Annotated in this window: 12 protein-coding genes and 2 pseudogenes; 7 read left to right on the top strand and 7 right to left on the bottom strand. The window is 63.6% G+C overall.

What is annotated here, in order from left to right:
• The first annotated feature begins 45 nt into the window (after positions 1-45).
• Genes AC0L30_RS02960 through AC0L30_RS02975 form a run of 4 tightly spaced genes read left to right on the top strand, consistent with a single transcriptional unit; the run spans position 46 to position 3,809 of the window.
• Positions 46-969 (top strand): ABC transporter permease, encoded by a 924-nt coding sequence (locus AC0L30_RS02960; protein ID WP_354128702.1) that lies wholly within the window; start codon positions 46-48, stop codon positions 967-969.
• The gene (locus AC0L30_RS02965; RefSeq protein ID WP_007603580.1) at positions 966-1,787 is read left to right on the top strand and encodes an ABC transporter permease; all 822 of its coding nucleotides are present in this window, start codon (positions 966-968) and stop codon (positions 1,785-1,787) included. The genes AC0L30_RS02960 and AC0L30_RS02965 overlap by 4 nt, the downstream gene beginning before the upstream one ends.
• A complete protein-coding gene (locus AC0L30_RS02970) occupies positions 1,784-2,764 on the top strand; it encodes an ABC transporter ATP-binding protein (protein ID WP_007603581.1) in 981 nt (326 codons plus the stop codon). The genes AC0L30_RS02965 and AC0L30_RS02970 overlap by 4 nt, the downstream gene beginning before the upstream one ends.
• Positions 2,757-3,809, top strand: coding sequence for an ABC transporter ATP-binding protein (locus AC0L30_RS02975; protein ID WP_007603582.1), 1,053 nt, complete (start codon positions 2,757-2,759; stop codon positions 3,807-3,809). The genes AC0L30_RS02970 and AC0L30_RS02975 overlap by 8 nt, the downstream gene beginning before the upstream one ends.
• Positions 3,810-3,906: 97 nt before the next feature.
• Here AC0L30_RS02975 and AC0L30_RS02980 read toward each other — a convergent pair whose 3' ends face one another.
• From AC0L30_RS02980 to AC0L30_RS02990, 3 genes and pseudogenes are all read right to left on the bottom strand, one after another.
• Entirely contained in the window at positions 3,907-4,527 is a 621-nt protein-coding gene (locus AC0L30_RS02980) for an alpha/beta hydrolase (protein WP_473403738.1), read from the bottom strand.
• Positions 4,528-4,535: 8 nt separating this feature from the next.
• Positions 4,536-5,147 carry a hydrolase gene (locus AC0L30_RS02985; RefSeq protein ID WP_007603584.1) on the bottom strand — a complete coding sequence of 204 codons (612 nt, stop codon included), beginning with the start codon at positions 5,145-5,147 and terminating at the stop codon, positions 4,536-4,538.
• A 472-nt stretch (positions 5,148-5,619) separates the two neighbouring features.
• Positions 5,620-6,558 (bottom strand): annotated as a pseudogene (locus tag AC0L30_RS02990) (alpha/beta fold hydrolase); the annotation flags it as partial.
• A 105-nt stretch (positions 6,559-6,663) separates the two neighbouring features.
• Between AC0L30_RS02990 and AC0L30_RS02995 the strand changes: the two are divergent.
• A complete protein-coding gene (locus AC0L30_RS02995) occupies positions 6,664-7,623 on the top strand; it encodes a LysR family transcriptional regulator (protein WP_219682212.1) in 960 nt (319 codons plus the stop codon).
• 118 nt (positions 7,624-7,741) lie between these two features.
• Here the strand turns inward: AC0L30_RS02995 and AC0L30_RS03000 are convergent.
• The 4 genes and pseudogenes from AC0L30_RS03000 to AC0L30_RS03015 all read right to left on the bottom strand — a co-directional run.
• Positions 7,742-7,885, bottom strand: a pseudogene (locus tag AC0L30_RS03000) (LysR family transcriptional regulator); the annotation flags it as partial.
• A gap of 95 nt (positions 7,886-7,980) precedes the next feature.
• Positions 7,981-9,240: a lipoprotein-releasing ABC transporter permease subunit gene (locus tag AC0L30_RS03005; protein WP_219682211.1), complete on the bottom strand. Its 1,260-nt coding sequence runs from the start codon at positions 9,238-9,240 to the stop codon at positions 7,981-7,983.
• A 342-nt stretch (positions 9,241-9,582) separates the two neighbouring features.
• Positions 9,583-10,572: an alpha/beta hydrolase family protein gene (locus AC0L30_RS03010; RefSeq protein ID WP_354128698.1), complete on the bottom strand. Its 990-nt coding sequence runs from the start codon at positions 10,570-10,572 to the stop codon at positions 9,583-9,585.
• Between the two features lie 69 nt (positions 10,573-10,641).
• Positions 10,642-11,268, bottom strand: coding sequence for a LysR family transcriptional regulator (locus tag AC0L30_RS03015; RefSeq protein WP_473403739.1), 627 nt, complete (start codon positions 11,266-11,268; stop codon positions 10,642-10,644).
• A 128-nt stretch (positions 11,269-11,396) separates the two neighbouring features.
• On the opposite strand from AC0L30_RS03015, the gene AC0L30_RS03020 reads away from it, so the two are divergent.
• Positions 11,397-11,789, top strand: coding sequence for a RidA family protein (locus AC0L30_RS03020; RefSeq protein WP_219682210.1), 393 nt, complete (start codon positions 11,397-11,399; stop codon positions 11,787-11,789).
• Positions 11,790-11,831: 42 nt separating this feature from the next.
• On the top strand, positions 11,832-12,524 hold the full coding sequence (locus AC0L30_RS03025) for an L-2-amino-thiazoline-4-carboxylic acid hydrolase (RefSeq protein ID WP_007603592.1): 693 nt from the start codon (positions 11,832-11,834) through the stop codon (positions 12,522-12,524).
• The last annotated feature ends 277 nt before the right edge of the window (positions 12,525-12,801 follow it).

Below are 12,801 nucleotides of genomic sequence, written 5' to 3' on the forward strand. Positions count from 1 at the left end.
TCCCTCCGTCGAGATGAACGACGGAGGGAGAGAGGAAAACTGCCGATGCTCTCCTTCCTGTTCCGCCGCCTGCTGCAGACCATTCCGACCGTGCTCGCGGTGGTGGCTCTGGTGTTCGTGCTGTTCAGCGTCGTTCCCGGCAGCATCGTCTCGTCCATGAGCGACGATGCCGATCCGCAGGTCGAGCTGCGCATGAAGAAGCAGCTCGGCCTCGACGATCCCGTCTATATCCGCTTCGGCACCTACATCGCCAAGCTTGCGACCGGTGATTTCGGAACGTCGTTCCGCACGCGCGAGCCTGTGACGTTCATGATCGCCAAACGGATATGGCCGACGCTCCAGCTCATCTTCACCGCCATGGTGTTTTCTGTCGTGATAGGGGTACCCCTGGGTTTCATCGCCGCGCTGAAGCCGGGGGGCATCGTCGACACGCTGGCCATGGTCGTGGCGGTGTCAGGACTTTCGATCGCCAAATTTTGGCTCGGACTGGTGCTGATGTATTTGTTTGCGTTGAAGCTCGGCTGGCTGCCGAGTTTCGGCTATGGCGATGGCGCTCTGAAATATCTGATCCTGCCTGCCGTGACGCTCGGCGTCTCGCCGATGGCGCTGTTCGCCCGGACGACACGCGCCGCCGTGCTCGAGATCATGACCGCGGATTTCGTTCGCACCGCGCGCTCCAAGGGCATGAGCGAGACCCGGGTCGTGAAGTGGCATGTGATGCGCAACGCGCTTGTCATCATTCTCACCACCGTCGGCCTGCAGTTCGGCGGGCTGATGGGGCAGGCGGTCGTGGTCGAGAAATTGTATTCCTGGCCGGGCATCGGCTCGCTGCTGGTCGACAGTGTCCTGCAGCGCGACATTCCGGCCGTGCAGGGCTCCATTCTCGTCGTGGTGCTGTCCTTTCTCGCCATCAATCTGCTGATCGACGTGCTCTATGGCGTGATCGATCCCAGGATCAGATACGCATGAAGCTCCGCGCCAATCTCATCATCGGTGGCGCGCTGTTCGCGCTTGCGATCCTGGTCGGCCTGCTCGCGCCCTGGCTGGCGCATACCGATCCCGTCCTGGACGCCAATCTGCTCAACGCGGAAGAGCCTCCGAGCTGGACCTGGTGGTTCGGCACCGACGACCAGGGCCGCGACATCTATTCCCGCGTCGTCTATGGCGCGCGCGTTTCGCTGACGGTCGGCATCGTCTCGCAGCTCATCAACAGCGTCATCGGCGTGGCGCTGGGCCTGAGCGCCGGCTATTGGGGCGGCTGGTGGGACGATGTCGTCAACGGCCTGACCAATCTCATGCTCGCGATTCCCTCGCTGATCTTCGCGCTGGCCATCATGGCGGTGCTTGGCCCCGGCCTGACCAGCCTTCTGATCGCACTCGGCTTGACCAACTGGTCCTTCACGTGCCGGATCGCGCGGGCCTCGGCGCTGTCGCTGAGGAGCCAGGGCTATGTGCAGGCCGCGACCGTGCTCGGCTACGGCGATCTGCGCATCATGATCACCCAGCTGCTGCCGAACATGTTGGGGCCGATCGTCGTCATCGGCACGCTCGGCATGGGCAGCGCGGTCTTGTCGGAAGCCGCATTGTCGTTCCTCGGCCTCGGCGTCCGCCCGCCGTTCCCGAGCTGGGGCAGCATGTTGTCGGATGCCCGCGATCAGATCACGACGGCGCCGTGGCTCTCGGTGTTTCCCGGCCTTGCCATCTTCCTGACGGTGCTCGGCCTCAATCTGCTCGGCGACGGCCTGCGCGACATTCTCGATCCACAATCGCGGAGCCGGCGCACATGACCGGCGCGCCGCTGATCGAAGTCGAGGATCTGCGTATCGATCTCGACGATGGAACGCAGCGCGTTGCGGCGGCCGAGGGTATTTCATTCCGCATCGATCGCGGCGAGACCTTCGGCCTCGTCGGCGAATCCGGCTGCGGCAAGAGCATCACCGCGCTCGCCTTGATTGGTCTGTTGCGGCAGCCTTTGTCGATCGGCGGCGGCGTCATCCGGTTCGAGGGGCGCGAGATCCAGCACCTTTCAGCCGGCCGGCAACGGGATCTGCGCGGCAATCGCATCGCCATGATCTTCCAGGAGCCGATGACGGCGCTGAACCCGGTCTCGCCGGTGGGCCGACAGATCGCCGAGATGTTCGTGCTGCACAAGGGCAAGAGCTGGCGGGAAGCCGACAGACTCGCGGTCGAGGCGCTTGCGAGCGTCCGCGTTCCCGCGCCGGAGCGGCGCGTGAACGATTACCCGCACCAGCTGTCCGGCGGCATGCGTCAGCGCGTGATGATCGCCATCGCGCTCGCCTGCGGTCCGGATCTCCTGATCGCCGACGAGCCGACAACCGCACTCGACGTCACCGTGCAAGCCGAAATCATTGAGCTGATGCGGAATCTGTGCGCCGAGCGGGGAACCGCAATCCTGATGATCAGCCACGATCTGGGGCTGGTTGCCAATGTCTGTCGCCGCGTGGCTGTGATGTATGCCGGCCGCATCGTCGAGGAGCGCGGCTCGGCCGATATTTTCCGGGCACCCTCGCACCCCTATACGCGGGGCCTGGTTGCCTCGCTGCCGCGGCTCGGCAGTCGCGCCGCGCTTGGCCGCACCCGGCTGACGGAGATCGCGGGCGTCGTCCCGGCCATCACCAATTTCCCCGACGGCTGCCGGTTCAATCCGCGCTGCGCACAGGCGACTGATATTTGCCGGACCACCGCGCCGGGTGCGGATTTGCTGGAGGCCGGCGGTCTGGTCAGGTGTCATCACCATGCATGAGCCGCAAGACAGGTTGGGTGAGACGCGGCCGGACGACGATGTCATTCTCAGCGTCAGGGATCTCGCGGTCCATTTTCCGCTCGGCGGCGGCCTGCTGGGGCGAGGCCGTCGGCTGCTCCGTGCCGTCGACGGCGTCGATCTCACCCTGAAGCGCGGCGAATGCCTCGGCCTCGTCGGCGAGTCCGGCTCCGGCAAGTCGACAGTCGCATTGTCGATCCTTGGTCTCGTGACGCCGACGCGCGGCCGCATCGTGCTGGACGGACAGGACGTGACGAACAGGCCATCCGGCGATCGCAAGGCGCTGGCCCGCATCGTGCAGATCGTGTTTCAGGATCCCTACGCCTCGCTCAATCCACGCCAGACCGTTCGCCGCACGCTGGAAGATCCCCTGCGTGTGCATGGCGTCACGGCCAAGAGCGAGATCGAGGACCGCGTCGCGAAGATGCTGCGGCATGTAGGCCTGCGGCCGGAGCAGGCCGACCGCTACCCGCATGAATTCTCAGGCGGCCAGCGCCAGCGCATCGGCATCGCCCGCGCCCTGATCCTCAATCCCAAAATCGTCATCTGCGACGAGCCCGTCTCGGCGCTCGATGTCTCGATCCGCGCCCAGATCATCAATCTGCTGCTGGAATTGAAGGAAACGCTCGGTCTCTCCTACATCATGATCAGCCACGACCTCGGCGTCGTCGAGCACATGAGCGACAAGGTCGCCGTGATGTATCTCGGCCGCATCGTCGAGAACGGCCACTGGCGCGAGATTTTCGAACGGCCGGCGCACCCCTACACCCAAGCCCTGATCGCCGCCATCCCCGATCCACTGCGCCACGCACCGCTGGCGACGACAGGCGGCGATCTTCCCAATCCGCTCAATCCGCCGAACGGATGCGCGTTCAGCCCGCGCTGCCGGTATGCCGAGGCGGTGTGTCGGCGCGAGCCCGGGCCGGCGCTGGAAACGCGGACCGATGGGCACGCGGTGCGATGCTGGCGAGCGGATGAGATTGCGGGGCAGGCGGCGTTGGTGTCGACCGAGGGCGAACATTTTTAGGAAGGAGTGCGGCGACCGAAGCGGAAAAGTTGGTGAGCCATCCGCTGCCTGGCCAGAAGCGGCAGTTGAGCTGCCCTCAAACACGAGCGACTGAACGCTATAAAAGGCATAGAAAGCGTCTCACGAATGTCAGCGCCGTCTGCGCCACCTCCCGCCAGCCGCTGTTTATGGGCAGCGAGCGGTCGCGTCGCGGAAGTTGGACGAACTCGGTAACAGGGCGCTTATTGCGCTTCTGCCGTTCGTAGGCGGCGCGGGTGACCGATGGCGGCACGGTGTGGTCGCGCTCGCCGGAGATCGTCAGCAGCGGTCCGCGCCCGGCGGCCTCGACGTCGACGGGAGCCTCGGTCCAGACGGGCAGCTCCAGCACCCCGCGAAACGGAGCCGGTTCGATCGCCACCGTCGCAGCCGAAAGCCCGCGCCCGGCCAGGGTCTGCGCGATCAGCCCGCCAAACGAATGGCCGATCAGCGCCGGGCGGCGGTCGAGCGCCCCGGCGATGCGGGCGAAATGTGCCGCGACCTCGCCGATGGTTTCCGGTGCCGCGGCGCCGCCCAGCTCCGCCGGCCACCCGGGCGCCAACGGAGCATAGCCGGCGGCCTCGAACATTTCGGCCCATCGGTCCCACGAGCTGGGCTTCGACCACAGGCCATGGATGAAGATGACTGGCGGCTTCTGCGATGCGTTGGTCCGCTCGATCATCGCAGCGTCGACGGTCTCCATGATCATGATCAGTGGCCTTCGACCGCGAACAGGATCTCCGAAAAGCCGGTCACTGTTGCCGCGCGGTTCCAGTCCCGCTGCAGTTCGCAGATCAGCTGCACCCAGCTGGTGGGCTGGGCACCGGCTTGGACCAGGCGCAGCAAGCCGGCGTCGTGCGCCTCGCGGGAGGTGCCACCCACCGCGTCGACCACCGGATAGACTTCGAAACCCTCCTGTAGCGCGTCCAGCGCCGGGTGCACGAGGCACACCTCGGTCCAGAGCGCCGTCATGATCAGCTTCTTGCGGCCGGTGTTGCGGACTGCGGCGACGAAGTCCGCGTCCTCCCACGCGTTGATCGAGGTCCGGTCGATTGGCACGACATCCGGAAAAACATCCGATATCTGGTGGATGGTGGGTTGGTTGCGACCGGTGGCGACATTCACGGTAGCGATCACCGTCGGCAGGGCGAATAGCTTCGCGGTCCTGGCCACCGCGGTGATGTTGGCGACGAGGGTCCGCTTGGGCATCGATTGGATCGAGCTGACCTGAACCGGTTGGTAGTCGATGATCACCAAAGCCGCATTATGCGGGGTCAAAAGCTGGTCAGTCTTGGGATCGCGGATGGTGGAGAAGGACGTCATCGGAATTTCCTTTGGATCTGAAGTGCTCTGGAGCAGGTCAGTGGGATGCGGGCGGGGGGATGAAAGCCGTGTCGCTGGGGCCGATCCCGGTCAGACGGACGACCGCACCCTCGGCTCGTGTGAAGGCGAAGTGCGCAACGCCGCCGGGCTCGGTGTAGAGGCCGCCTGCCGTCAATGGCTTGACCGGCGCGTCGGAAACCTTGCTGCCGTAACCGAAGTACCAGGTGCCGGAGATCACCGTGGCGAAGCGGTCGTCGCGGTGGGTGTGCGGTGCGATCGCGGTGTTCGGCGGCACGTGAATTTCGAGCACATACGGGCCGGCCTTGGCGGGGTCGCCCGAGAGCAGCACGGTACGGATAGCAGGCACTCCGGAGGTGCCGGCGCCTGCGCCGGACTGCGGCATTGCCTGCGTCTGCTCCAGCGTCAGAGCGGTCTGACCCAGGTGCCCATTCTCCGCGGCGACGGGCCGTTCGTTGAGGAAGGCCTCGATCGCGGCCGACGTAGCCGCGGGTTGCTCCTCCATCAGCCAGTGACCGGAGCCTGCGATGACCCGCTCCTGCACGTCGATCGCGCCGGCCTGCATCACCGCCGCCATTGCCGGGCCGAAGGATGCGGCGCCACCGACCGCGAGAACCGGCATGAGCAGCTTGCCGTGCGCCGAGAGCCAGGCGCGGTTGTCGATCGCGTCCTGATCGAAGGCGGCGAACTGGCGGAAGCCGGCGTGCATGCGCCCCGGCGCGGCGTAAAGCTGCGCGTAGTGGGCTCGGGACGCCTCCGGGAAATTGGCCGGATTGGCCGAGAAGTCGTTCCAGAACCGGTCGAGATAGATCCGCTCGCGGCCGGCCACCAGGCGCTCCATATCCGGCCCGCCGAACCGGAAGTGCCACAGCAACGGGTTCTTCAGGATTTCTTCCCACGGCCCGACGCCCGGCACCGGCGCATCCATCAGCACCAGGTTCGTCACCCGCCCGGCGTGCCGTGAGGCCAGAGCGAACGCGACCATGTTGCCGATGTCGTGCGCCACGATGTCAGCGCGCGGCGCTTGCAGCGTGTTCATCACGCCGACGATGTCTTCCGCCTGATTGACCTTCTCGAAACCGGCCTCGGCGCGGGCGGAAAGGCCCATGCCCCGCAGATCGGGCACGATCACCGTGTGATTGCGAGCAAGGTTCGTCGCGAGCGGCGCCCACATGTCTCCGGTCTCGCCATAGCCATGCAGCAGCACGACCGTCGGTCCAGACCCGCCGACCCGGACGTGGAGGGTGGTGCCATTGGTCGCGACCTCTTCGGTGTGGAAGGTATTCGGGAAATCCGTGGGCCCGTCGGCCGCTGACGCGGCGGCGGTGCCGGCCAGGATGGCGAGCGCGGCTCCGGTGAGGGCAAACCGGCGAAGCTGGTCGGGGACGTTCATGGGCGATCTCCTGTGTTGGCCTTTTTCGTAGACGCAAAGCTAGACGAGGAAGATCGTTGGGATTAGCTACTACCCAGGCCAAGCATTTTTGACTGGAGCGCAAAGGTGGCAGCAGATACCGCGGACCGTGCCCGGGAACTGGAAGTGTTCTGCGCGGTCATCGACGGCGGCAGCTTCTCGGCTGCGGGTCGCGCGTTTGGACTGACGCCGTCGGCCGTGAGCCGCACTCTGGACCGGGTCGAGCAGCGGCTCGGCGTACGCTTGCTGTTGCGGACGACGCGCGCGTTGACGCCGACCGCGGAAGGCCGCGCCTATCTCAGCGCGGCCCGCCGCATTCTCGCCGATCTCGACGAAGCCGAGCAGGCGATCTCCGACCAGGGTTCGCCGCGCGGCCGCATCCGGGTCAGCGCTGCGGTCTCCCACGGGCGTCTTTGCATCGTGCCTCTGCTTGGCGAGTTCGTGCGCCGCTATCCGAACATCGTGGTCGACATCAATCTTGGCGACGGGATCGTTGACGTCGCTGCGGGGCAGGCGGATGTGGCGGTTCGCGGCGGTCCGCTGACTGACAGCGCGCTCACGGCGCGGCGCCTCAGCGAGAACGGCCGAACCATCGTCGCCTCGCCGGACTACCTGGCGCGCTGGGGCGTGCCCGAAACGCCGGAAGAGCTCTACAACCACAATTGCCTGAATTTCAGTTTTCGCCGGGCCGAGCCGGTTTGGCCGTTCCGCCGGGACGGAGTCGACTTCGCCCTGAAGGTGCGAGGCGCCATCGAGGCGAACAGTGGCGAGACACTGGGCCAGCTGGCGCTCGACGGCGTCGGCATCGCCCGTGTCGGCAATTTCAGTCTCGGGGACGCGATCGCGGAGGGGCGCCTGGTCCCGCTTCTCGAACCGTTCAATCCTGGTGACAAGGAGATCTTCCACGCCGTCTTCGTCGGCGGGCCGAACATGCCTGCTCGCGTCCGAGTATTCGTGGACTATCTTGTGGAGTGCATGGGCGGCAGTCGTGTTGAGGGAAAATCTGGTTGGCACGCGAGGCGTGGAACGGAATCGGTTTCGACCTGACGCGACAGAGGCGGTCGACGGTTTCGGCTCTCCAGAACCTATGATGTCTGGTGCTATCGATATCCGCCAACGACATGTGAAATGGCATCGCGGCGAGGCTATCGATTGTCGGTTGAGCCTATCGTCTGACGCCGACCAGACGAGGGCGGGGATTTGCGAGCGCCTTCCCGACGGGCAGGGCACGCAGCCATTCGCGGAAGCTGACGATCTCGGGACAATCCGCGGTACCCTCAGGCGCAATCAGCCAATCACCCAGACCTGATATCTTTAGGGGGGCCAATCCGCGCTTCCCAGACGCGCGATCGACGCCATGATGGAATTAGGTTCGGCATCATGGGACCACAACAATTGTCGATCTCACCGCCTAAGCGCTTCCACGGGATCGAGCCGGGCGGCGTGCCACGATGGGTAGAGCGTTGCGAGAAGCGACAGGGTTAGCGCCATGATCAAGACCGCGCTGGTCTCCCCGAAATCAATCTCCGCTGGCAGCTTCGAGAGAAAATAGAGTTCTCTCGGGAACAAGTCGGCGCTGGTCAGCCAGGATAGAAACTGTCGGATCGAATCGATATTAAGACAGACGAGAAGCCCAACGACCAACCCGACCGACGTTCCCACGACGCCGATCGAAGCACCCGTAATCAGGAATATCCGCATGATCGAGCCTCGTGAAGCACCCATGGTCCTGAGGATCGCTATATCGCTGCCCTTATCCTTCACCAACATGATGAGCCCAGATACGATATTCAACGCAGCTACCAGCACAATCATGGTCAGAATCAGAAACATCACATTGCGCTCGACCTGAAGCGCATTGAAGAAGGTCGAGTTCCGCTGCCGCCAGTCCACTAAGAAGACTGGCCGCCCGGCTGCTTCCGTCACAGCCTTGCGAAACTGATCGATGCGAGCGGGATCGGCTGTAAAGATCTCGACCGCAGTCACGTCCTTGTCGCGGTTGAAGTACGACTGAGCCTCTGCGATTGGCATGAAGACCATGCTCGCATCATATTCAGACATACCAATCTCGAATATGGCTCTGACTTCACACTTCTTGATCCGCGGCATAACCCCCATCGGGGTGACCGCGCCGTGTTGCGCAACGAGCGTGATGGCGTCACCGGCATGGAGCGAGAGCTGATCGGCGAGGCGCTGCCCGATGGCAACCCCCTGGTTCTCGTCAAAGCCTTCGATCGATCCTTGCTTGATGTTGTCGGCGATAGAGGTGAGCTTCTTAAGATCGTCGGCGCGAATGCCACGCACCAGAACTCCAGATGCGCCGGAAGACGACGCTAGCGCGGTGCCGTCGACGACAGGCGCGGCCAAGCGGATACCTGGCACCAGGCTGAGACGCTCGGCCATATCCTTCCAGTCGGTTAGAGGTGTTTCCAGCGGCTGGACTAGAATGTGACCGTTGAGACCGAGGATCTTGTCTAGAAGCTCTTTGCGGAAGCCGTTCATGACGGCCATGACAATGATTAGCGTGGCAACGCCAAGCATAATGCCGAGAAACGAAAATCCGGCGATGACCGAGATAAAGCCGTCCTTGCGGCGCGCCCGCAAATAGCGAGCTGAGAGCATCCATTCGAAGGGCGCAAACGGTGCGGTCGGCGGCTCTGTCATGATCTCAGCTTATGCCCGGTAATGACCGTCATTCTGTCCCATTGCGACGCGCTTGGCTAGTCGCGCACGCTTAAGTTGTCTGGTTTGGGCCGTCATCCAGGCGGCCTGATCCCGACTTCGAGCCAATTCCCGGACCGCACGGTAGCAGTTAGCTTCGCCATCAAGCGGCAGCACCGCAAAGTTTCGAGCGCCGTCACCTCAGTCGAGCCAACACCACGTCGCGGACTAGCCGAATGCCTCTCGTCGGCGTAATTTCCGCGCGCTCCCCGCCTTGAGACATCGTTTCCCCGAGGCTCAGTGCTGTCGGTGCAGGCCATAAATGGAACAGTTAGAGCGGTATCGCTATTGGCCAGCACCGTCAGCGAAGTGCTTGCGGTAAAACGCCACGACGTCGGTGTGGAAACTCCGATGAAAATCGACACGGTCGAAATTCGGCGCATCGGTGCAAGCGGTAGGGTTGGCCTGCGTCTCCTTCGGGATGCAAGTGGCAAGAAAAGAGAAGTGTTTGGCGTTGGCCACGAAGTGATAATCCGGCGCCGGGAGCCGTTGTTTGATCGTTGAAGCACAGCATCCGGAGAGTCCGTCAGCATTTTGCGCCGGATCGGAACTCCATAGTTGCACCGGTATCGCTATTTTCTTCAGGTTCTCCTCGGAGAAAACAAAAGCCGGATAAGGATCGGCAATTACTGCGGCTATGACGCGGGGGTCAGGTGTGATCGGTTGGCCCGGCACCTCGCCGCTTTCAAGCTGCTTGCAAGCCAACAGGCTCGATGTCGCGCAATTGGACAAGCCCTTTCGTAATTCTGGATTGCCGCCGATGACGGCGAGACCCGTATAGCCGCCAAACGAGAAGCCGTAGAGGCCAATGTGCCGGGCGTCGATGCGCGATGCATCGGGCCAGCTTTCGAGCATGTAGTCGATCAGTCGCTTGATATCCGCGGGGCGTTCGACGAGCACGGAAAGGCTGTCGGTACGGCTGGCATCGCGCCAGGTGTCACCGGGATGATTGAGCGCAGCGACGACAAAACCAGCATCGGCCAGCGCCGCGGCCGTGTCGTGGTGACCACCGAACCATCCTCTCCTGCCATGCGATATCACGATAAGAGGAAGCTTTTCGCCAGTCACCGAGCACCCGGGTACGGCGAAGAAAATGGCACCACGTGCGTCCATCTCTTTTGGAGGCTCGGCGCATGGTGTCCAGACCAGCAGCCTGATCGCCGGCCCGGCCGCGGCAGCGGGAATGTCGAAATTTCTGACCCCCGCAGCGTTTGCCGCGGTCAGCCCAAAGAAGAAGAAACAAATAGCGAGAACGAGCTTGGCGCGACCCATCATTTGCCCCGGTAGCTTCACCTCACAAGAAGACAACTTGAATCAAGCGATTATGTCGCCTTTGGGTCATTTTCAGCTCCCGACGCCGCCGACCAGTCGAGGGCGACGATTTCCGAGCGCGTTCCGGGCCGGCAGCGCCCGCAGCCACGCGCGGAAGCTGACGATCTCGGGACAATCCGCGGTGCCTTCAGGCGCAACGAGCCAATCACCCAGACCCGATCCCTCATCGACCCGGTCGCAGCGATAGCCCGGATGGTGGCCGAGGCCGCGAGCGATCAGCAGGTCGACCTTGCCTTCGACCAATTCGTGCAGGCCGGCCGGATCCAGCACCCGTAAGCCGATCTCCGCATGCGTGCTGCGAAACGCCGCGAGATCGAGGCGGCGGAGGTCGAAGCTGCCATGGATGCCCAATTGCAGCAGCACCGCACCTGCCGGCCTCAATTGTGAGGTCGCATCCGCAATGTGGCGAAAGCCTTCGGAGACCCCGGGCAGATAGGCCTGACCGGCGACGGTGAGGATGAGCTGCTTGTGCAGCCGCTCGAACAGCTGCACGCCGAGGCGCGCCTCCAGCGCCTTCACCTGCTGCCCCACGGCGGCGGGCGTCACGTGTAGCTCGTGCGCGGCCAGCTTGAAGCTGAGATGCCGGGCGGCGGCTTCGAACGCGCGGAGCGCGTTGAGTGGGGGAAGGATGTAGGTCATCGGTCTCCATTTTGACACCGATGAGCTGTGGCCTTGCAATAGATTTTCTTGCGCTGAGCCGCAGCGATGATGCTTTGCGAAGCGGTGACGGCGCCGGATACGATCGACCTGCAATCCGGAGAAATCCTATGTCCCCAGCTCACATCGTCAGCCACAATCCCGCAACGGTCCATGCTCCCGCCGGCGGCTACTGCATGGGACTTGAACTGACGCAGCATCGCCGCCTGTTGTTCATCAGCGGCCAGGTGCCCCAGAGATCCGACGGCACCGTCCCTGACGGTTTTGAGGCGCAGTGCGAGCAGGCCTGGCGCAATTTGATCGAGGTGCTCGCCGCCGCGGGCCTTGGCGTCGCGCATCTGGTCAAGGTCACCACGTTCCTGACCGACCGCGCTCAACTCGTGACCAACCGCTCCATTCGTCGCGCGATGCTGGGCGAACACCAGCCCGCGCTGACGGTCGTGATTGTCGAGACCGTCGACAGCAAATGGCTGCTGGAGATCGAGGCGATCGCCGCCGAGTGAAACCGGCCGACTTTGCAATGAGCCAATCATATCAGGTGTCCCATGGCTGAGATCATCCATCCGTTTTACGAAGCGCATCGCGGTGCCATGGAGGCCGCCATGCGCGATCGGCTCGACCTGGCCGAAGCGATGTTGCGCGAGCGCGCGCAGCTTTCGGACATCGACGGCATCAGGCGGGAGGTGATGGACGAATTCGAAATCGTGCTCACCCAAATGCCCTATGTCGGCGGCGCTGCGAGCCGCATGAGCGATTTCTTCATGCGGTTGATGGGCTTCATGGCCATCAGCCGGGTGCTGCGGCGCCACGGCGTGCCGGTGGCTGTGATCGGCGAGATCGAGCGGGAAACCTACAAGGCGCAATTGCTCACCGTATCGGAAGCGCAACGTCTCGCCTCGGGGCGTCAATTCATGTCGCCGGAGAACCAGGCCCTGCTACGCGAGCAGGCGGCGAGAAGCACGACCGAAAGCCATCAGACCGAATTTCCGGAAGATTTCGTCTATGATTTCGTCGAGCCTGATACGGGTGACAGTTTTGAATTCGGCATCAACTACAAGGCTTGCGGCTTCTGCAAGCTCGCGGCGCGCCATGGAGACAAGGACGCCCTGCCGAATATTTGCGGGCTCGATTTCGTCGCCTACGCAGCGCGAGGCATCCGCCTGGAGAGGACACAGACGCTAGCGGGCGGTGCGAGCCACTGCAATTTCCGGTTCTCGCGGCTTGGGTCGGATGACTAGGCCGAGAGCTAGGCCGCGGTCTCATGCTCCGCGATCGAAGGTGAGGCTGGATTGCCCCTGCGGTCACGTCGTCATTGCAAGCGCAGCGAAGCAATCCAGAATCTTTCCGCGGCGGCAGTCTGGATTGCTTCGCTGCGCTCGCAATGACGGAGGTTGGGGCGCTGTCCGGAGCCGACCTGCGCACACCGCCACGATGACATCATGCTCCTGTTTTGCCCGACGAGTCAAACGCCGCCACGGTCGCTGCTACACAATTTCGGGTTTTTGTAAGTCGTTG

The organism is Bradyrhizobium sp. MI1.11, assembly GCF_055811255.1.

Bases quoted from the DNA above. Each gene is read 5' to 3' on its own strand.
- AC0L30_RS02960 (WP_354128702.1), top strand. From the start codon at position 46: ATGCTCTCCTTCCTGTTCCGCCGCCTGCTGCAGACCATTCCGACCGTG.
- AC0L30_RS02965 (WP_007603580.1), top strand. From the start codon at position 966: ATGAAGCTCCGCGCCAATCTCATCATCGGTGGCGCGCTGTTCGCGCTT.
- AC0L30_RS02970 (WP_007603581.1), top strand. From the start codon at position 1,784: ATGACCGGCGCGCCGCTGATCGAAGTCGAGGATCTGCGTATCGATCTC.
- AC0L30_RS02975 (WP_007603582.1), top strand. From the start codon at position 2,757: ATGCATGAGCCGCAAGACAGGTTGGGTGAGACGCGGCCGGACGACGAT.
- AC0L30_RS02980 (WP_473403738.1), bottom strand. From the start codon at position 4,527: ATGGAGACCGTCGACGCTGCGATGATCGAGCGGACCAACGCATCGCAG.
- AC0L30_RS02985 (WP_007603584.1), bottom strand. From the start codon at position 5,147: ATGACGTCCTTCTCCACCATCCGCGATCCCAAGACTGACCAGCTTTTG.
- AC0L30_RS03005 (WP_219682211.1), bottom strand. From the start codon at position 9,240: ATGACAGAGCCGCCGACCGCACCGTTTGCGCCCTTCGAATGGATGCTC.
- AC0L30_RS03010 (WP_354128698.1), bottom strand. From the start codon at position 10,572: ATGATGGGTCGCGCCAAGCTCGTTCTCGCTATTTGTTTCTTCTTCTTT.
- AC0L30_RS03015 (WP_473403739.1), bottom strand. From the start codon at position 11,268: ATGACCTACATCCTTCCCCCACTCAACGCGCTCCGCGCGTTCGAAGCC.
- AC0L30_RS03020 (WP_219682210.1), top strand. From the start codon at position 11,397: ATGTCCCCAGCTCACATCGTCAGCCACAATCCCGCAACGGTCCATGCT.
- AC0L30_RS03025 (WP_007603592.1), top strand. From the start codon at position 11,832: ATGGCTGAGATCATCCATCCGTTTTACGAAGCGCATCGCGGTGCCATG.